General features: G+C 41.3%; 16 protein-coding genes. 11 read left to right on the top strand and 5 right to left on the bottom strand.

The features are described from left to right. Window positions 1-21: 21 nt before the first annotated feature. Together serC and AC0VYC_RS05025 are read right to left on the bottom strand one after the other, a co-directional pair. Complete coding sequence (gene serC / locus AC0VYC_RS05020) at window positions 22-1,101, bottom strand: 3-phosphoserine/phosphohydroxythreonine transaminase (protein WP_475389589.1); 1,080 nt, start codon at window positions 1,099-1,101, stop codon at window positions 22-24. A gap of 158 nt (window positions 1,102-1,259) precedes the next feature. Beyond that, a complete protein-coding gene (locus AC0VYC_RS05025; protein WP_008348883.1) occupies window positions 1,260-1,688 on the bottom strand; it encodes an HIT family protein in 429 nt (142 codons plus the stop codon). Window positions 1,689-2,175: 487 nt separating this feature from the next. Between AC0VYC_RS05025 and AC0VYC_RS05030 the strand changes: the two genes are divergently transcribed. The 3 genes from AC0VYC_RS05030 to AC0VYC_RS05040 are packed head-to-tail and all read left to right on the top strand — an operon-like array spanning window position 2,176 to window position 4,891. Beyond that, window positions 2,176-2,916 (top strand): ABC transporter ATP-binding protein, encoded by a 741-nt coding sequence (locus AC0VYC_RS05030; RefSeq protein ID WP_008348877.1) that lies wholly within the window; start codon window positions 2,176-2,178, stop codon window positions 2,914-2,916. Beyond that, window positions 2,909-4,129, top strand: coding sequence for an ABC transporter permease (locus AC0VYC_RS05035; protein WP_058337518.1), 1,221 nt, complete (start codon window positions 2,909-2,911; stop codon window positions 4,127-4,129). Before AC0VYC_RS05030 ends, AC0VYC_RS05035 begins: the two co-directional genes overlap by 8 nt. Window positions 4,130-4,183: 54 nt before the next feature. Continuing rightward, window positions 4,184-4,891: an EcsC family protein gene (locus AC0VYC_RS05040; protein WP_135009087.1), complete on the top strand. Its 708-nt coding sequence runs from the start codon at window positions 4,184-4,186 to the stop codon at window positions 4,889-4,891. A 28-nt stretch (window positions 4,892-4,919) separates the two neighbouring features. Here AC0VYC_RS05040 and AC0VYC_RS05045 read toward each other — a convergent pair whose 3' ends face one another. Beyond that, window positions 4,920-6,107: a M20 family metallopeptidase gene (locus AC0VYC_RS05045; protein WP_008348870.1), complete on the bottom strand. Its 1,188-nt coding sequence runs from the start codon at window positions 6,105-6,107 to the stop codon at window positions 4,920-4,922. Window positions 6,108-6,187: 80 nt separating this feature from the next. Here AC0VYC_RS05045 and AC0VYC_RS05050 point away from each other — a divergent pair, with 80 nt between their 5' ends. Next, window positions 6,188-6,544, top strand: a complete 357-nt coding sequence (locus AC0VYC_RS05050) for a hypothetical protein (RefSeq protein WP_017360309.1) — start codon at window positions 6,188-6,190, stop codon at window positions 6,542-6,544. A gap of 59 nt (window positions 6,545-6,603) precedes the next feature. Here AC0VYC_RS05050 and AC0VYC_RS05055 read toward each other — a convergent pair whose 3' ends face one another. Continuing rightward, entirely contained in the window at window positions 6,604-7,089 is a 486-nt protein-coding gene (locus tag AC0VYC_RS05055; protein ID WP_007497177.1) for an antibiotic biosynthesis monooxygenase family protein, read from the bottom strand. 127 nt (window positions 7,090-7,216) lie between these two features. Here AC0VYC_RS05055 and AC0VYC_RS05060 point away from each other — a divergent pair, with 127 nt between their 5' ends. The 7 genes from AC0VYC_RS05060 to AC0VYC_RS05090 all read left to right on the top strand — a co-directional run bounded on the left by AC0VYC_RS05060 (window position 7,217) and on the right by AC0VYC_RS05090 (window position 17,262). Further along, window positions 7,217-9,352: a transglycosylase domain-containing protein gene (locus AC0VYC_RS05060; RefSeq protein ID WP_017360307.1), complete on the top strand. Its 2,136-nt coding sequence runs from the start codon at window positions 7,217-7,219 to the stop codon at window positions 9,350-9,352. A gap of 124 nt (window positions 9,353-9,476) precedes the next feature. Continuing rightward, window positions 9,477-10,535: a uroporphyrinogen decarboxylase gene (gene hemE, locus AC0VYC_RS05065; RefSeq protein WP_025207037.1), complete on the top strand. Its 1,059-nt coding sequence runs from the start codon at window positions 9,477-9,479 to the stop codon at window positions 10,533-10,535. Between the two features lie 32 nt (window positions 10,536-10,567). Beyond that, window positions 10,568-11,506 (top strand): ferrochelatase, encoded by a 939-nt coding sequence (gene hemH / locus AC0VYC_RS05070; protein WP_017366949.1) that lies wholly within the window; start codon window positions 10,568-10,570, stop codon window positions 11,504-11,506. A 22-nt stretch (window positions 11,507-11,528) separates the two neighbouring features. Further along, a complete protein-coding gene (hemY, locus tag AC0VYC_RS05075; RefSeq protein ID WP_008348859.1) occupies window positions 11,529-12,941 on the top strand; it encodes a protoporphyrinogen oxidase in 1,413 nt (470 codons plus the stop codon). Window positions 12,942-13,116: 175 nt separating this feature from the next. Then, the gene (locus AC0VYC_RS05080; protein WP_007497184.1) at window positions 13,117-13,695 is read left to right on the top strand and encodes a TetR/AcrR family transcriptional regulator; all 579 of its coding nucleotides are present in this window, start codon (window positions 13,117-13,119) and stop codon (window positions 13,693-13,695) included. A 64-nt stretch (window positions 13,696-13,759) separates the two neighbouring features. Next, on the top strand, window positions 13,760-16,069 hold the full coding sequence (locus AC0VYC_RS05085; RefSeq protein WP_039167547.1) for a YhgE/Pip domain-containing protein: 2,310 nt from the start codon (window positions 13,760-13,762) through the stop codon (window positions 16,067-16,069). 143 nt (window positions 16,070-16,212) lie between these two features. After that, window positions 16,213-17,262, top strand: coding sequence for a M42 family metallopeptidase (locus AC0VYC_RS05090; protein WP_475389593.1), 1,050 nt, complete (start codon window positions 16,213-16,215; stop codon window positions 17,260-17,262). Between the two features lie 32 nt (window positions 17,263-17,294). Here AC0VYC_RS05090 and AC0VYC_RS05095 read toward each other — a convergent pair whose 3' ends face one another. After that, window positions 17,295-18,584: a cation:dicarboxylate symporter family transporter gene (locus tag AC0VYC_RS05095; RefSeq protein WP_008348850.1), complete on the bottom strand. Its 1,290-nt coding sequence runs from the start codon at window positions 18,582-18,584 to the stop codon at window positions 17,295-17,297. Window positions 18,585-18,650 lie beyond the last annotated feature (66 nt).

Below are 18,650 nucleotides of genomic sequence, written 5' to 3' on the forward strand. Positions count from 1 at the left end.
TTTCACGATAGAAAAGCCTTTTTACTCATTTTCTTGCTGGAACTTTTTCATAAAGTCCGCAAGCTTTTGGCAGTCTTCTATAGAGACGGCGTTGTAAATCGAGGCTCTGCATCCGCCAACAGAACGATGGCCGGCGAGTCCAACCATTTGTTCTTGTTTTGCTTTCTCCACAAAGGATGCAGTGAGTGCATCATCACGAAGGGTAAACGTGACATTCATATGTGAACGGCTGTCAGCACGTGCATGTCCTTTGTAAAAACCGCCGCTTTGATCAATCGTATCATACAGAAGCGCTGCTTTTTGTTCATTGCGTTTTTCTGCTGCTTCTACACCGCCCGCCTGTTTCACATGCTCCAAGACAAGGGACAGCATGTAAATCGCAAAAGTCGGTGGTGTGTGATAAAGAGAATTGGCTTTGGCATGTGTTGAATATTTTAAAATTTTAGGTGTGCCGCTTTTTTCTTTCTCTAATAAACGTTTGCGCGCGATCACAATCGTGATACCAGAAGGCCCTAGATTTTTTTGTGCCCCGGCATAAATGAAATCAAATGAAGACACGTCTATTTTTTTGCTGAGGATATCACTGGACATGTCGGCAATAAGCGAGAGTGACGTGTTCGGGAACGTTTTCCACTGAGTACCGAAAATGGTATTGTTCGATGTGATGTGCAAGTAAGCACCGTCAGTTAAAACGGAAGCATCTACATCTGGAATATACGAATAGTTGTCGTCTTCACTTGAGGCAAACACTGATGTTTCACCAAACCCTTTTGCTTCTGACAAGGCTTTCTCTGACCAAGCACCTGTTTGGATGAAATGAGCCGTTTCGCCTTCATGTAAGAAGTTCATCGGAATCATTGCAAATTGAAGACTTGCCCCGCCTTGTAAAAAGAGGACCTCATAATCTTCTGGAATGTCCATCAATTCTACCAAGAGTGCTTTCGCTTTATTGTGGACTTCTTCATACTCACCGCTGCGATGAGAAAGTTCCATCACAGACATCCCGGTTTGTTTAAAATCAACAAGTTCTTCCTGTGCTTTTTGAAGCACTTCTAGCGGCAGCGCCGCCGGACCAGCATTAAAATTCGTCGTTCGCTTCATCACAATCTCTCCCTATTTCTCGCGTTAATGGATCAAAAGATAAAACCATCCTATCACAAATTTGAAGCATTTGGACAAAAAATTTGAATCGTCCTAAATATCTTACGATTCAGAGGATAAGCACAGGAAAGAAGTGAAAAAAAGAAAAACCTCATCAATTAAGATGAGGTAAGGCGCGTATGGATGGCGGAAGAAATATCTTTTAAATCCTCTGATGTATATTGATCTTGGTGAGATTTCCATACGGCACCAAAGCCGTCGCCTTTGCCATAACGTGGAATGATGTGCATATGGTAATGGAACACAGATTGTCCGGCTTTTTCACCGTTGTTGTTCAGAAGGTTTAACCCAATTGGTTCAAATTCTTGTTTGATGGCTCTAGCGATTTTTGGAATCGCTTGGAAGTAATGATTAGACACTTCTGGTGTCATGTCATAAATGTTTTCTTTATGTATTTTCGGGATTACAAGGGTATGTCCTTTTGTTACTTGGCTGATATCAAGAAAAGCCAATACATGCTCGTCTTCATATACTTTTGCACATGGAATGTCTCCATCAATGATCTTGCAAAAAATGCAGTCGCTCACGCCATGTCACTCCTCATTATTTTTCCTTTATCGTATCACAAAAAGAAGCAAAAAAGAAAACAGGACAAGCGAACTCCTTTGGTCGCTCATCCTGCTCCTGCAGAAGAAATGCTGATGCTTTCATTTGATATGCCTTTTGAATTCTCTATTTACTGAAATAAAGAATTTATATGCCTGCTATTTCTGCCGTAAACACCTCATTTGACGTTTTGGTTCGTCGTATACATATTTGTATAGGACACAAAAATCAAGAATCAGTGAAGCAAAACAGAAGCTAAGGTTTTTAGATGAAAAACCAATTTGTCATGCGGTTATTGCCTTTAACAAACACCTCATTTACGTATTGGTCATCAAGTTCATTTCTTCTACATACATTATGATGACCAGTATGCCGATGTTTTATTCATGAGTTGTCTATAGGTAAACATTTCAAATTGTCTTTCGTTTTTGGTACTATAAAGGAAAAAAGAAAGAAAGGAACGAACTGATGTCCCTTCTAACTGTAAAAGATGTAACGGGTGGATATACAAAGAATCCCGTTCTGAAAAATATTTCATTTGAATTAGAAAGAAACCAAATCGTTGGTCTCATTGGCTTAAACGGGGCGGGAAAAAGTACAACCATTCGTCATATTATTGGATTAATGAAACCTCATAAAGGGGTCATTGAGCTGAACGGACGAACCCTTCAAGAAGATCAAGAGGCGTATCGTTCACAATTTACGTTTATTCCAGAGACACCTGTCTTATATGAAGAATTAACGTTAAAAGAGCATTTAGAGCTGACAGCGATGGCTTACGGCCTTTCAAAAGAACAATTAGAAGAACGTCTGCCGTCTTTGCTGAAGGAATTCCGAATGGAGAAGCGATTGAAATGGTTCCCTGCTCATTTTTCTAAAGGGATGAAGCAGAAGGTGATGATTATGTGTGCGTTTCTTGTGGAGCCAGAGTTGTATATTATCGATGAGCCGTTTTTAGGGCTTGATCCGCTTGCGATCAACGCACTATTAGAACGTATGAATGCGGCGAAACAAAATGGCGCAAGTGTTCTGATGTCAACGCATATTTTAGCCACAGCGGAACGTTATTGTGATTCCTTTATTATTTTGCATGAAGGGGAAATTAGAGCGAAAGGAACACTGACAGAACTAAGAGAGCAGTTCAACATGAGAGATGCGACACTCGATGATCTTTATTTGGAATTAACAAAGGAAGAAAGCTATGAGTAAAACAACGCAAACCATTTGGAAATCACGATTAGAAGAACACGTACAAGAAACAAGAAAATATTTAAAATATATGTTCAACGATCATCTTGTGATTGTGCTCATTTTTTTCCTTGCAGGCGGGGCGAGCTGGTACAGTAATTGGCTGAAGCATATTCCAGCTCACTTCCCATCCTATTGGGTCATGGCAGTTGTTTTCTCATTGGTACTGACTAGTTCTTACGTGCGAACGTTGATCAAAGAGGCAGATCTTGTGTTTATGCTTCCTTTGGAAGCTAAGATGGACCCTTATTTAAAACAAGCGTTTAACTTTAGCTTCATTTCTCAGTTATTTCCTTTGATTGCCGTGTCCATTATTGCACTTCCGCTATATTCGGCTGTCTCCACAGGCGATCTGATGCTATATGTGCTCATTTTGGCGCAAATGATCTTAATAAAAGGTCTGAATACAGCGATTCAATGGAGAATCACTTATTTTCAAGGGAAACATGTCAGATGGATTGATGCAGTGATTCGTTTTCTGCTCAATACAATGTTAATGTATACCGTTTTACAAGCAGCTTATGCCATTGCCATTGTTTTTTATCTTTTATATGCTGTCTATCTCATTTATCTAACAAATGCAGTAAAAAAACAGCCCTTTCAATGGGAATTGCATATTTCTGATGAGTTAAAACGAAAACAGCGTTTTTACCGCTTGGCAAACTTATTTACGGATGTCCCTCATTTAAAGAAACAAGTGAAAAGAAGGGCGTATATGGACTGGGTCTTGCAGTTTGTCCCTTATGAACAGCGTAAAGCTTTTTCTTATATGTATGTGAGGGCGTTTTTACGTTCAAATGACTATTTTGGTCTTGTGTTTAGGTTAACGGTCGTGTTTGTGCTCATCCTCTTGTATACAGGTGCAGCAGGCTGGGTGGGGGCATTACTTGTCTTGTTTACAGTCTTTATCACAGGTGTACAGCTTGTCCCGTTAACAAAGCACTTTGCTCATCTGTCGTTACAGGCACTTTATCCTGTGTCTCAGCAAGAAAAAGATCGAAGCTTTTTTGTTCTCGTACGAAATGTACTCATCATCCAGTCAATTGTACTGAGCTCCGCCGTTTTCCCAGCAGGTGGATGGAAGGGAAGCGGACTTGCTCTTCTCATTTCATTGGTATTTGTGCTTGTCCTATTCAAGCCTTACGTACAAAGCAGATTAAAAAAGATGAGATAAGCGGAGATTTGTTTTTTACAGCGAGCGTATGATGTCACCAAGGAGGGAACTGGGATGAATGCAGCTGAACGGGAACTGTATGAAGAGGCCATTTTTTTTCAAATGCATTTTTTAAGAAAACCATCCAAGATCGAGCGGTTTTCAAAAGGCGTTCAGCAGCAAGTGAATCGTCGAATCCCTGCTCGATTTCATCAAGTCATCACAAGTGCGGTGAAAACAATGGTTGAATCCACCGTATCAGGAAGCCATTTTACTTCATTTACAGTCATTGATGAACAATTGTCTATTGTAGAGCGAAATGAGCTGGCAAAGGAAAAGGTGACATATTATCAAAAGGCCGCTGCGATTGAAGGAATTGGCACAGGTGCGGGTGGATTGTTTCTCGGAATGGCGGATTTCCCTCTCCTTTTGAGTATTAAAATGAAATGTCTATATGAGCTTGCTTGTATATATGGATTTGATTTGTCTCAAAAAGAGGAAAGGCTCTTTTTGCTTTGTATTTTTCAACTCGCCTTTTCAAGCAGTGCACACCGTCAAAAAATGATGAAACTCATTGAAGAATGGGAAACAACCCGGGAAGAAATGGATTGGTATAGCTTTCAGCAGGAATATCGAGATTATATTGACCTTGTGAAGCTGTTTCAATTAATGCCTGTGGTCGGTGCCGCTGTTGGTGGGGTGGCAAATCATCAGCTGACAGGACAGCTTGGTGAAGTCGCACGCCATGTGTTTCACTTGAGAGTGTTGAAAGAATCGAAATAGAAAAGCCGCTGGTGGCAGCGGCTTTTTTTTATTCATCGTAGGAAAGGACGGCATGAGCGAGTACCTTTGCTGCGACAGGCATTGCGTTTTCGTTAATATCAAATTTCGGATGGTGATGTGGATACACATCTTGGCTGTTTTCTGGCATAGCGCCTGTGTAGAAGAAAGTACCAGGAACATGCTGAAGGTAGTAAGCGAAGTCTTCTCCGCCCATTTGAGTTTCGGCTTCTTTTACTTCTGTGACTCCTTCTGTCTGTTTGGCTATTTCTGCTATATATTCAGTTGGTGCAGGGTGATTTTTGACTGCAGGATAGCCTCTTACATATTCATAAGTATAAGAGGCATCGTGCATGTGGCAGACACCTTTCACCACCTGTTCAATTTCACGTTCAATGATATGGCGTGCACTCTCTTCAAAGGAACGTGCAGTACCTGTTAGCACGGCAGAATCTGCAATGACGTTAAAGGCATTTTCAGCGACAAATCCCCCTACAGATACCACCGCAGAATCAATCGGGTTGACTTTACGGGCCACGACCTGCTGAAGATTGGCTACAATTTGTGAACCGATGAGTACGGCATCTTTCGTTAGGTGCGGCTGTGCGCCATGTCCGCCTTTCCCTTGCACTTGAATAGAGAAACGATCGGCGGCTGCCATAAAGTTCCCGCTTTTATAAAGAACAGTGCCGCATGGCTCTGAGGACCAAAGGTGGGTGCCGAAAATGACGTCAACACCGTCTAAACAGCCATCTTCAATCATTGGTTTCGCACCGCCGGGGGCATATTCTTCAGCGTGTTGATGAATGAGGACGATTTTTCCTTTTAATTGATCTCGGTGCTCATGTAAGATCTTCGCTAAGACGAGAAGTGTTGCTGTGTGGCCATCGTGACCGCATGCGTGCATGACGCCAGGTTTTGTTGAACGGTAAGGTACATCCTTTTCATCATGAATGGGAAGTGCATCAAAATCAGCTCTCAGTGCAATGGTCGGTCCAGGGGAAGCTCCTTCAATAAAAGCGAGTACACCATGTCCGCCTACATGTGTGCGTGTTGGGATATGTAATCTGTCATAATATTGAGCGATGTAAGCAGCTGTTTCCTCTTCCTGAAAAGAAAGTTCTGGATTCATATGGAGATGGCGTCTAATTTCAACCATTTCCTCATAATGTTCATCAAGACGTTCATTGATCCTTTTGTGTAAAGTGGATACTGTCATTGATCCGAAAACCTCCTTTAGGCTCTTTTACTGATTGTATGGTAATTGTTAGAATCTTTCAACAGAAGAGGATGTCGAGAATGACAGAAAAGGTCATTTTACATAAAAGTCGAAGGTTAAGTATGAAGCTTGAAAAAGGGGGAGTGGCATTGGGAAGCTGTCCAAATTGTTCAAAAGCATTTTCTTTCGTCGAAAAATTTCATTTATCGCATACGAGAATGATGCTTTGTCCAAGCTGCCGGCATCAAATCAAAGAAACGTTCGTTTCGAAGATGAGCTTTTTGATGATTTGTTTGATTCCACTGTTGGTACTACTTATTCAGATGAAAGGTGCTTCACCTATGCTCAAATGGCCAATCTTATTAGGGTGGATCTTGCTGAATTTTTATGTGCTTCAGCCAATCATTCATCGGTACGAGCTTAGAGATAAGCGTTGAAAGCCCAGCAGAAGGGCTTTTTTTTATGAAAAAAAAGAAGTGCGAAAAGCAGCACTTCCTTAATGGTCTATGACGGCATGATAGGATGTCAGATAGGCAGGACGAGAGAAGATGGAGCCAGTATCCTCGTGCGGCTGAAAGAACGCTTCTGACTCTTGGAAGTCTTGAAATAAGTCTTCAGATTCCCAAAGGGTCAATATCAAGTACACTTCTTCATCCTTTTTTGGTCTTAACACACGAAGCGCCTGAAAGCCGCGCTGGTGCTCTGACATGTTTGTTTTTTTCTGAAAGGTGGATTCAAAAAGTGCTCTGCTTTCGAGCTTTACAGGGATATGATTCAGCGTGACAAAGCCAGATTGGACGAGCTCACCTTTTGTATAAATCACATCATAGGCATGGGGTGCTTTAAAGACTGTCTCACCCTCCGTTTCATGAAAAAGAGCCGCTTGTTCCTTACCGACCGTATAAAGCAGATTTTCAAGATGATGTTTTTTTGCGATTTTTTGCAAAAAGTCTGCTGTTCCATATGTAATATAGAAATTCATCTAAACCGCCTCCTGCTTGATAGTATAACAAAAGAATGATATATAATTCTTTGGTAGTCAATCCATAAAACATATTATGAAGCAATACATCCCATACTATCCGTATAAAGGAATGAGGTGACCTAATTTGAAGAAAAAGAAGATAATCATTCCATTAGTCATTGCAGGAAGTACAATCGTGCTTTCATTTATTGGCTATCTGACCATTTTATTTTTAGGACATTATGTCATAGATGAGAAGAAGCTCGTTTTTCACGCTTCCTCGAAAATCATTGATCAGAATGGAAAAGAACTCACAAGCATGTATTCAGAAAATCGGGACCCTGTGTCATTAAAAGAGGTCCCAGATAAAGTGGCGAAAGCTTTTGTTGCTGTAGAGGACAAGCGCTTTTATGAGCACCACGGAATTGATGCACAATCGATTTCAAGGGCGGTTTATCGAGATATATTAGCAGGTGGAAAGGTAGAAGGTGGCAGTACCATCACCCAGCAGCTCGCCAAAAATATCTTTCTCACAAATGATAAAACGTTTCTTCGAAAAACAAAAGAAGTCATTATTGCGATCAATTTAGAAAGAGATTATTCAAAGGACAAGCTGCTTGAAATGTATTTGAATCAGCTTTACTTTGGTCATGGCGTCTATGGGATCCAAGCAGCGGCCAATTACTATTTTAGTAAAGATGTAAAAGATCTCACTGTCAGTGAAGGAGCTACACTTGCTGCCATGCCAAAGGCACCTTCAACGTATTCCCCTGTTCTACACCCAGATAAAAATAAACAAAGACGGGATACCATCCTGAATTTAATGAATGAACAAGGATATTTGTCTTCTACAGAAACAGTTGAAGCAAAAGGAAGAACACTTGGTATTCATTTAAAAAAGAAATCAGAAACCCCTTGGGTGGACAGTTATGTAGATCTCATGATTAAAGAAGCAGAATCACAGTATTCGATTTCGCATGAACAATTGCTTCAAGGCGGCTATACCATTACGGTACCAATCGATATGAATTTGCAAAAAGTTGCCTATGATGCGATGAAAAACAATCGTTATTTCCCGGGAAAAAGCGGGTCACCTGAAGGCAGCGCTGTGTTTATTGACAACGCATCTGGTGGTGTAAAAGCAGCAATAGGCGGACGAGAATATCAGGCAAGAGGCTATAACAGAGTCACAGCTGTTAGACAGCCTGGTTCTGTCTTTAAGCCGATCGCAGTATATGGTCCAGCGATGCAGGAGAAAAAATTCAGACCGTATTCACTGCTTGAGGACAAGGAAAAAAGCTATGACGGCTATTCTCCAAAGAACTACGATGGACAGTACGAGGGCAGGGTCACGATGGTAGAGGCTCTCATGAAAAGTAAAAATACATCTGCCGTATGGACGTTAAGCCAGCTTGGCATCGATACGTCTAAATCCTATCTTGAGAAAATGGGGATGGATATTTCGGATAAAGGACTTGCCATAGCGCTTGGCGGTTTAGAAAAAGGGGTTTCTCCGTTGCAGATAGCTGGAGCATTTCATACATTTGCAAATGAAGGCGTTTATAAAAAGCCGTTCTTCATTCAGAAAATCACGAATGATGATGGAGAAACCGTTGAAAAAAATCGAAACAAAGAAGAACGAGTGTTTAGCGTTCAGAATGCTTGGAATATGACAAGAATGCTTCAACAGGTCGTCAAAGGCGGAACCGCTCAGAGCGGATCATACGCTGGAGATTTGGCTGGTAAAACAGGCACAACTACGTATTCCGGTGTCAAAGGGGCAACGAAAGATGCTTGGTTTGCTGGCTACACGCCTAGTACAACAGGGGCAATCTGGATGGGGTATGACAAAACGGATAACAGTCATTATTTAACTGGCGGCAGTCAGTATCCAGTGCAGTTAATGAAAGATATTTTAACGACAGCCCAAATAACCAATGAAACCTTCCAAAAACCAGAGGGAATTAAAGAACTTCAATCGCCAATCCATTTAGAAGGACTGTCAGGCTTTGAAGCACGTTATGCATTTAAAATCAAAGGGCTCTTTACATTGGAGCTGTCATGGGATGAACAGGAAGACAAACGCGTTGAATATCGTATTTATGAAAAGAGGAATGGAAGCGAGACCCTGATCGATTCTGTAACAGGAACAAACAGCTACACAATGCCGTATGCAAATGTGTTTTCAGATGCGCAGTATAAGGTTGTTCCATACAATACTCAAACACAAGAAGAAGGCGAAGGCAGTGCTTATATCAAGCCAGAGGCTTTTGGACGTTAATATTCGGCGATTTTTTGAACATTGAGCCGCTTTAGTATACCGAGCCTTGAAAAAGCGGTATAGTAAAAGCAGTGTTTGAGCCTTATACAAAGAGAGTGTGAGGCGAAAGGTGGAATGAAAGGTAATGGGAAAAACGAAGGCTTTTAATGACACGTTCTTAAAGGCGTGCAAAGGGGAAAAAACAGACCATGTACCGGTTTGGTATATGAGACAGGCAGGACGCTCGCAGCCTGAATATCGTGCCCTTAAAGAAAAATACGGGCTATTTGAAATTACGCATCAGCCAGAGCTATGTGCTTACGTAACAAGACTTCCTGTAGAACAATATGGTGTAGATGCCGCTATTTTATATAAAGATATTATGACTCCGCTTCCAGCTATTGGAGTGGATGTTGAAATTAAAAATGGAATTGGACCAGTGATTGACTCGCCTATTCGGACAAAGGCAGATATCCAGCGTCTTGGAGAGCTTCATCCTGAAGAAGACCTGCCGTATGTGCTTGATACGATCAAGCTGTTAACAGAGGAGCAGTTGAATGTTCCGCTGATTGGTTTCGCAGGTGCACCTTTTACGATGGCAAGCTATATGATCGAAGGCGGTCCATCTAAAAATTATCATAAAACAAAGGCGCTCATGTACAGTGAGCCAGAGACATGGATGCTTTTGATGAATAAATTAGCCGATATGACGATCACATACATACGCGCTCAGGTAAAAGCAGGCGTCCGAGCATTTCAAATCTTCGACTCTTGGGTTGGCGCTTTAAATGCAGCAGATTACCGGACCTTCATTAAGCCTGTCATGCAGCGTATTTTCACAGAGCTGAAGTCTGAAAACGTACCAATGATTATGTATGGTGTCGGTGCGAGCCATCTGGCCAAAGATTGGCATGACTTGCCGCTTGATGTCGTTGGACTGGATTGGCGTATGAGTATAGACGAAGCGCGAAAAGAAGGCTTAACAAAAACGTTACAAGGAAACCTTGATCCAACGATTTTACTTTCTCCTTGGGAAGTGATTGAAGAAAGAGCAGCAGCGATTTTAGATCAAGGGATGAAATCAGATCAATTCATCTTTAACTTAGGTCACGGGGTATTTCCTGATGTCTCACCAGACACGTTAAAGAAGCTGACAGATTTTATTCACGATTATTCAGCTAAACATAAAAAGACATCCATCTAAATGATTTCAAATGATCTGAAGGAGTGTTGGTTGTGGAGAAAAAGAAAATGGGGCTACTTGTCATGGCATATGGCACCCCATATAAAGAAGAAGACATTGAACGTTACTATACACATATCCGTAGAGGCAGAAAGCCAGAGCCGGAGATGCTGCAAGATTTAAAGGACCGCTACAAGGCAATTGGCGGCATTTCTCCTTTATCAAAAATTACAGAACAGCAGGCAAATGGTTTGTGTGAACATTTGAATGAGATCCAAGACGAGATTGAATTTCATGTATACATTGGGTTAAAACATATTGAGCCTTTCATTGAAGATGCAGTCGCTGACATGCACCGAGATGGCATCACAGAAGCGGTGAGTATTGTCCTTGCACCGCACTTCTCCACATTTAGTGTGAAATCGTATAACAAACGTGCACAAGATGAAGCAGAAAAGCTTGGCCATCTGAACATTACTTCTGTTGAAAGCTGGTACGATGAACCGAAGTTTGTGGACTATTGGGTGAAACAAGTGAAAGAGACGTATGCATCCATGAGTCAGGAAGAAAGAGATTCAGCAGTGCTGATTGTGTCTGCACACAGTCTTCCTGAAAAAATTATTGCAGCAGGAGACCCATACCCTGATCAGCTTGCACAATCTGCAAAAATGATTGCTGAAGGTGCAGGAATTGAGCATTATGAAATTGGCTGGCAAAGTGAAGGCAATACGCCTGATCCATGGCTTGGACCAGACGTACAGGATCTCACGCGTGACCTATTTGAGCAAAAAGGCTATAAAACATTTGTATACGTGCCTGTTGGATTTGTCGCTGATCACCTTGAAGTGTTATACGACAATGATTATGAATGTAAAGTCGTCACGGATGAAATTGGTGCAGCCTACTATCGTCCAGAAATGCCAAATGCGAAACCAGCATTTATTGATGCACTGGCAGCAGTCGTATTAAAGAAGCTTAATGAAAGCAAGTAATCATATAAAAGAAGGCGATCCTATGCATGACAATCAAAAACACCTTGTCATCATTGGCGGTGGCATCACGGGTTTGGCCGCCGCCTTCTATTTGGAAAAGGAAATTGAAGAAAAAGGCCTTCCTATCCAAATATCTCTTATTGAAGCGAGTCCTAGGCTAGGTGGAAAAATTCAAACATTATATAAAGACGGTTATATCATTGAACGTGGACCCGATTCATTTTTAGAAAGAAAGGTCAGTGGACCCCAGCTGGCAAAAGATGTTGGCCTATCTGATCAGCTCGTCAATAATGAAACAGGGCAAGCGTATGTATTAGTCAATGAAACCCTTCATCCGATGCCAAAGGGGGCTGTCATGGGCATTCCAACTCAAATCAGTCCTTTCATTACAACTGGGCTTTTTTCAGTTGCCGGAAAAGCACGTGCAGCGATGGATTTCGTTTTGCCAAAAAGCAAACAGACGGAAGATCAGTCTCTGGGGGAATTTTTTAGAAGACGTGTGGGTGATGAAGTGGTGGAGAATTTAATTGAACCGCTACTATCAGGCATTTATGCTGGTGACATTGATCGCCTGAGCTTAATGTCTACCTTCCCGCAGTTCTATCAAACAGAACAGAAGCATCGCAGTTTGATTCTTGGGATGAAAAAATCACAGCAGCATGCAAAAGCGCAACAAGTGACAGCGAAAAAGCAAGGACAGTTCCAGACAATCAATCAAGGGCTGCAAGCACTTGTTGAAGCGGTCGAAAGTAAACTCAAGCTGACGAAGATTTACAAAGGGACAAAAGTGACCCAGATCGAAAAAGCAGAGGGAGGCTATGGCGTTCAATTAGACAGCGGTCAAACGCTTTTTGCAGATTCTGCCATTGTGACAACTCCTCACCAATCGATCTATTCCATGTTTCCAAAAGAAGCAGGGCTTGAGTACTTGCATGACATGACATCGACTTCTGTTGCAACAGTTGCACTCGGATTTAAAGAAGAGGATGTTCACAATGAATATGATGGTACTGGTTTTGTCATCTCAAGAAATAGTGATTTCTCCATTACAGCATGTACGTGGACAAATAAGAAATGGCCTCACACTGCACCTAAAGGAAAAACATTGCTCCGTGCATACGTTGGGAAAGCTGGCGATGAATCAATTGTCGAACAGTCTGATCATCAAATCGTGAGCATCGTGCTGGAGGATTTGAAGAAAATCATGGATATTAAAGCAGATCCAGAGCTGACGACAGTGACTCGCTGGAAAACAAGCATGCCGCAATATCATGTGGGTCATCAAAAACAGATTTCGACGATGCGAGAAACGTTTAAGCAATCATATCCTGGTATTTATATCACGGGTGCTGCATTTGAAGGTGTTGGGATTCCTGATTGTATTGATCAAGGAAAAGCTGCCATCTCAGAAGCTGTATCTTATCTATTTTCATAAAAAACAAACTCCCTTTTCTGTCATGGAAAGGGAGTTTTTCATGTTCGTATGTTTAGAAAAGAGTGGTGAATAATAAAATTGAACAAAGTTGTTGCATCTGAGGAAAAGGATGTGGTATATTACTTTCTGTACTTAATGACCGAAACGTTCAAATAGTCATTTTGGGAGTGAGATCATGAGTGTTGATAGGAGACAAATGATTTTAGATGGAGCAACAAAGGCATTTACCCAATTCGGGTATAAAGCCACGACAATGGACCTTGTAGCAAAGCTTGCCAACGTTGGAAAAGGAACGATTTATACTTTTTTCAAAAACAAAGAAGAGCTGTTCGATGAAATTTTCACATCACTGTTAATGGAGATGAGGAAAATTGCAGATGAAGCAATAGATGAGAAGAATAGTTTCTCAGAAAACCTTCATTTAGCACTCTTTGCAATATTAGAATTTCGAAAAAACCACCAGCTTACAATTAAAATCTTTCAGGAAAATGCGGAGCTTGGCACATCAGCAGTGAAAGAAATGATTGAAAAAATGGAGCAGATGATCATTCGCTATATTAAAACAAAAGTAAAAGAAGCGATTGAAAAAGGCGACATTAAGCCCTGTGATCCTGAATTGACGGCATTTGTGATGGTGAAACTATATATTGCACTTATTTTTGACTGGGAAAAGCGATATGAGCCTTTAACAAAAGAAGAGGTCGCTGAATCGCTCGAGCTTTATGTACTAAAAGGACTGTCTGCAACAACATAATTTTTTTTGAGTTCAAATGACCGAATTCTTAATTTAGTCATTCATCAATGGGAGGAAAACAGCAATGAATTTAATTCGGAATCAATGGAAAGACATTGTGACGAGCAAAAAACTACTGATCCCGATTTTAGCTGTCTTATTTATTCCACTGATTTATAGTGGTGTATTTTTAAAAGCTTACTGGGATCCATATGGTACAGTTGATCAATTACCTGTAGCGGTTGTCAACTTGGATGAAGGCAGTCATTATGACGGCAAAACCCTTCAAGTGGGCGATGATTTAGTGAAGGAATTGAAGAAAAACGATAGTTTTAAATGGCATTTTGTTGATAGTGAAGAAAAGGCCATCAAAGGGTTAAATAACGAAGACTATTATCTCGTCGTCGAGATTCCGAAAGATTTCTCGAAAAATGCGAGTACAGTACTAGACAAACATCCGAAAAAATCGAATCTGAAATATTATACGAATCCAGGCGCAAACTATGCTGCGTCTCAAATTGCGAATAACGCCATTATCAAATTAAAAGATTCGGTTTCAAAGGAAGTCACAGAAAATTATGCAGAGGTCATCTTTGATAACTTCAAAACGATTGCAAAAGGATTAGATCAAGCAAGCGATGGAGCGAAGAAAATTGATGACGGAACAAAAAGCGCAAAAGACGGTAGCCAAAAGTTAAAAGACAATCTGGCGAAATTGGCAGAAGGAACGTTAACGTATAGCGAAGGTGTTCATCAGTTTGCAGGAAAAATGGGTGAACTGAACACTGGAATTCAATCTCTTGATAGCGGTCTTGGTCAGCTCTTAACAGGCTATCAAACGATTGATCAGAAATTTGGTGAGCTTGGCACAGGAATTGATACTTTGACCGAAGGGTTAAACACAAGCCGTGAAGGACATGAGCAGCTTTCTTCTAAAATGCCGCAATTCACAGCAGGCATTGAGCAGCTGAACAATAAAGCACAGTCATTTTCAGAAAAAATCGCTGCTGTGGAGAAAGTATTGTCTTCACCTGAATTAGCGAACCTTGAAAAGATGGCGCCTAAGATTGATCAGGTGAAAGAAGATGCAAAAACGTTCAGTACCAAACTTGCTTCTTTAAAAGAAGCATTATCTAATCGAGATGCAAAAGTTAAAAGTATTATTCAAAACAGCTCGATGACAGATGAAGAGAAAAAGGCGGCAATGGATCAGCTAGACAGTCTTCCTACAATCGAACTGCCTGATTTGTCTGGTCTTGAGCAAAGCTTAGCGGCGCTGCAGGAACTGCCTGACGCAAGTGAAGTTCAGTCTGCGGTTGCATCTGCAAAAGCACAGCTACAGCAAGTCAAGCAACTGCCAGAGAAAACAGAACAGCTGTATACATCGACAGTCGCCATACAAAATGCGATTGATCAAATGACATCCGGTACGAATAAATTGTATCAAGGTGCACTGAAGCTTCAAACGGGTCAAGGGAAATTACAAGATGGCCTGCAAACAGCAAATGGAAAGCTTGATACAGCGAAAAGTGGTGCGGATAAACTGGCAAATGGTTCAAGCCAGCTTAGTGCAGCATTGAATAAACTAGAAAGTGGATCAGCGAGTATCCAAAGCAACTCATCTAAACTGGCTGAAGGGTCAAAATCCCTTGATAAAGGATTAGGTGACTTAAAAAGTGGGACTGGAAAGCTTTCTGATAAGCTAAAAAGCGCTGCAGATGAAACAGGAGACATTGATGCGGGGCAGGACAATTACAATATGATTGCAAGCCCAGTCAAAACAGAGAATGATACAGCGAAAAAAATTGATAACTATGGAACAGGGCTCACACCATATATTTTATCAATGGGACTCTTTGTTGGAGCTCTTATGCTGACTGTTGTATTCCCAATGAAAGATCCTGCAGGACGCCCTAGAAATGCGTTTGAATGGTTTGTCAGCAAATATAGTGTGCTTCTCTTAGTCGGTATCTTGCAGGCAGTGATTGCAAGCTCCATGCTGATCTTTGGACTTGGACTTGAAGTGGAAAGCCTCTGGCGCTTCTATCTCTTTGCAATCATCGTCAGTCTGACATTCCTAGCGATCATTCAGCTTCTTGCGACGACGATGGGGAACCCAGGACGCTTTATTGCCGTCATTATCTTGGTTCTTCAGCTTGCAGCAAGTGCGGGTACATTCCCGCTTGAGCTTGTACCAAAATTCTTCCAAGTTATTCACAGTCTGCTTCCAATGACGTATACCATCAACGGATTTAGAACGATCATTGCAAGCGGTGATAACAGTTATTTATGGCACCAAGCAGCGATTCTTGGAACAGTAGCCATCATCATGATGGCTGCAACAACAGCATACTTTGCTTGGAACATAAGAAAAATGAAACAAGAAGAAGCTTAATCAAAAAAACCTTTCTCTTTCCTGAGAAAGGTTTTTCTATTAGAAATTAGACATCAGGAACCCGAAGCGATATATTTTAAGAAGGATGCTGAAAAAAGGCATGCTTGGAAAGAATTTCTTTTAGATGAAGGAGGATATGCCGAATGACAACGGAAGTAAATGAAACGATTCAGCTTATTCAAAAGCTTGTGTCGATCCCAAGTCCATCAGGAAATACAGAGAAAGTGATTGGCTTTGTCGAACGTTTTTTACAAGATTTAAATATTGAAACGAAGCGAAATCGAAAAGGCGGATTAATTGCCACCCTAAAAGGAACAGATGACAAGGAACACCGCATGCTGACAGCACATGTCGATACGCTCGGTGCGATGGTCAAAGAAATTAAATCAAATGGCCGGCTGCGTCTTGCACTCATTGGAGGCTTTCAATATAACTCGATAGAAGGCGAGTATTGTGAAATTGAAACAGTAACAGGCCGTACATACACAGGTACCATTCTGATGCATCAAACGTCCGTTCACGTATATGAGGATGCTGGAAAAGCGAAGCGAAATCAAGAAAATATGGAGATTCGCTTAGATGAGAAAGTGAAAAATGCAGACGATGTGCAAGCACTCGGCATTCAAGTAGGAGACTTTATCTCATTTGATCCTAGAGTGGAAGTGACATCTTCAGGTTTTATTAAATCAAGACACCTTGATGATAAGGCAAGTGTGGCGTTGTTGCTGAGATTGATTCACCGCATTCAAACAGAGAACATCACATTGCCGCATACGACACATTTCTTAATTTCAAATAATGAAGAAATCGGATACGGTGGAAACTCGAATATCCCGGAAGAAACGGTGGAATATTTGGCTGTTGATATGGGAGCCATCGGTGACGGTCAATCAACTGATGAATACAGTGTGTCAATATGTGTGAAGGATTCTAGCGGTCCTTATCACTATGGTCTGCGCAAACATTTAGCCGCATTAGCTGAGGCAAATAAGATCGATTACCGCCTTGATATATACCCTTATTATGGTTCAGATGCGTCAGCAGCGATTCGAGCAGGGCATGATATCATTCATGGACTGATTGGACCTGGCATTGACTCTTCGCATGCCTATGAAAGAACCCATGAAGACTCATTGATTCATACAGCCAATCTACTGTACCACTATGTTCAAAGCAAATTAATCACAGTATAAAAAAAGAACCCCAATCGCGGGGTTCTTTTTGATTAGCTTGAAAGTTGTGTTGGCTCAGGTACATCTTGTCCAGTCATCACGCGGTGTCCTTTTTCAGGGTCATATTGCCCTTCCCATTTAGACATCACGACAGCTGCAAGTGCATTACCAGTTAAGTTGACAACGGTTCTTGCCATATCCATGATACGATCAACACCTGCAATAAAGGCTAGACCTTCAGCAGGAACACCGATCGTTCCAAGTGTTGCAAGTAATACGACAAAGGATGTACCAGGAACGGCAGCCATTCCTTTTGATGTCACCATCAATACAAGGATTAGTGTGAGCTGCTGTACGATCGTGAGGTCAATGCCATATACCTGCGCTAAGAAAAGCGCCGCAATGGCTTGATACAAGACGGAGCCGTCCAGATTAAACGTATAACCAATTGGGATAACAAAAGAAACAATTCCTTTTGGACACCCGATGCGCTCCATTTTATCCATGACTCTCGGTAAAACTGTTTCAGAGCTGGATGTACTAAAGGCGAGAAGCATTTCGTCTTTCATGTAAGCAAGAAATCTGAAAATATTGACGCCAATCATCTTTCCAATAATTCCGAATACAACGATAAGGAAGAGAGCGAGCGCAAAATAAACAAGACCTACGAGCTTACCTAATGAAACAAGAGATTCAAGACCAAATTTTGATACTGTCACACCAATGAGCGCGAAAACACCAAATGGTGCAGCTTTCATCACAACATTGACGACATGGAACATCGCATGTGACACACCTTCAAAGAAGGCGAGTACTGGTTTGCCGCGTTCACCAATCGCTGAAACGCCAAGTGCGAATAATACAGTGAAGAAAATAATCGCAAGCAAATCACCTTCCGCCAATGATTGGAAGAAGTTCGTCGGAACGATATGAAGGAACGTATCAGCAACTGATTTACTGCTTTGTTCTTTTTCCGTTTCAACATACTGGCTAATATCCTGTTTTTCTGTATGTCCAAAGTCAACGCCTGCACCTGGTTGAACAAAGTTCGCAAGCACAAGACCAAGGATGATCGCAAACGTTGTGATAATTTCAAAATAAAGAATGGTTCTAAAACCAAGCTTCCCTACTTTTTTACCATCACCCGCACCTGCAACACCTAAAATTAAGCTAGATACGACAATCGGAATGACAATCATCTTAATGAGTCGTAAGAAGAAGTCTCCAATTGGTTTTAAATATGTCTCAACACCAGGGTTACCGAAAAAGATCGCACCAACCACGACACCGAGAATAAGACCGATTAGGATTTGAGTTGCTAATCCAAATTTTAATTTTTTCATAGATTTCCTCCCTAACATATTCATTAAAGGAATATTCCCATTATATTAAGTTTTAATATATGAATT

Source organism: Bacillus sp. iso_77 (genome assembly GCF_056173625.1).

Excerpts from the sequence above, each read along its gene's own strand:
- AC0VYC_RS05035 (WP_058337518.1), top strand. The coding sequence starts at position 2,909 with ATGAGTAAAACAACGCAAACCATTTGGAAATCACGATTAGAAGAACAC.
- AC0VYC_RS05085 (WP_039167547.1), top strand. The coding sequence starts at position 13,760 with ATGAATTTAATTCGGAATCAATGGAAAGACATTGTGACGAGCAAAAAA.
- hemY (WP_008348859.1), top strand. The coding sequence starts at position 11,529 with ATGCATGACAATCAAAAACACCTTGTCATCATTGGCGGTGGCATCACG.
- AC0VYC_RS05030 (WP_008348877.1), top strand. The coding sequence starts at position 2,176 with ATGTCCCTTCTAACTGTAAAAGATGTAACGGGTGGATATACAAAGAAT.
- serC (WP_475389589.1), bottom strand. The coding sequence starts at position 1,101 with ATGAAGCGAACGACGAATTTTAATGCTGGTCCGGCGGCGCTGCCGCTA.
- AC0VYC_RS05040 (WP_135009087.1), top strand. The coding sequence starts at position 4,184 with ATGAATGCAGCTGAACGGGAACTGTATGAAGAGGCCATTTTTTTTCAA.
- AC0VYC_RS05045 (WP_008348870.1), bottom strand. The coding sequence starts at position 6,107 with ATGACAGTATCCACTTTACACAAAAGGATCAATGAACGTCTTGATGAA.
- AC0VYC_RS05055 (WP_007497177.1), bottom strand. The coding sequence starts at position 7,089 with ATGAATTTCTATATTACATATGGAACAGCAGACTTTTTGCAAAAAATC.
- AC0VYC_RS05090 (WP_475389593.1), top strand. The coding sequence starts at position 16,213 with ATGACAACGGAAGTAAATGAAACGATTCAGCTTATTCAAAAGCTTGTG.
- AC0VYC_RS05050 (WP_017360309.1), top strand. The coding sequence starts at position 6,188 with ATGACAGAAAAGGTCATTTTACATAAAAGTCGAAGGTTAAGTATGAAG.
- AC0VYC_RS05095 (WP_008348850.1), bottom strand. The coding sequence starts at position 18,584 with ATGAAAAAATTAAAATTTGGATTAGCAACTCAAATCCTAATCGGTCTT.
- AC0VYC_RS05080 (WP_007497184.1), top strand. The coding sequence starts at position 13,117 with ATGAGTGTTGATAGGAGACAAATGATTTTAGATGGAGCAACAAAGGCA.
- hemE (WP_025207037.1), top strand. The coding sequence starts at position 9,477 with ATGGGAAAAACGAAGGCTTTTAATGACACGTTCTTAAAGGCGTGCAAA.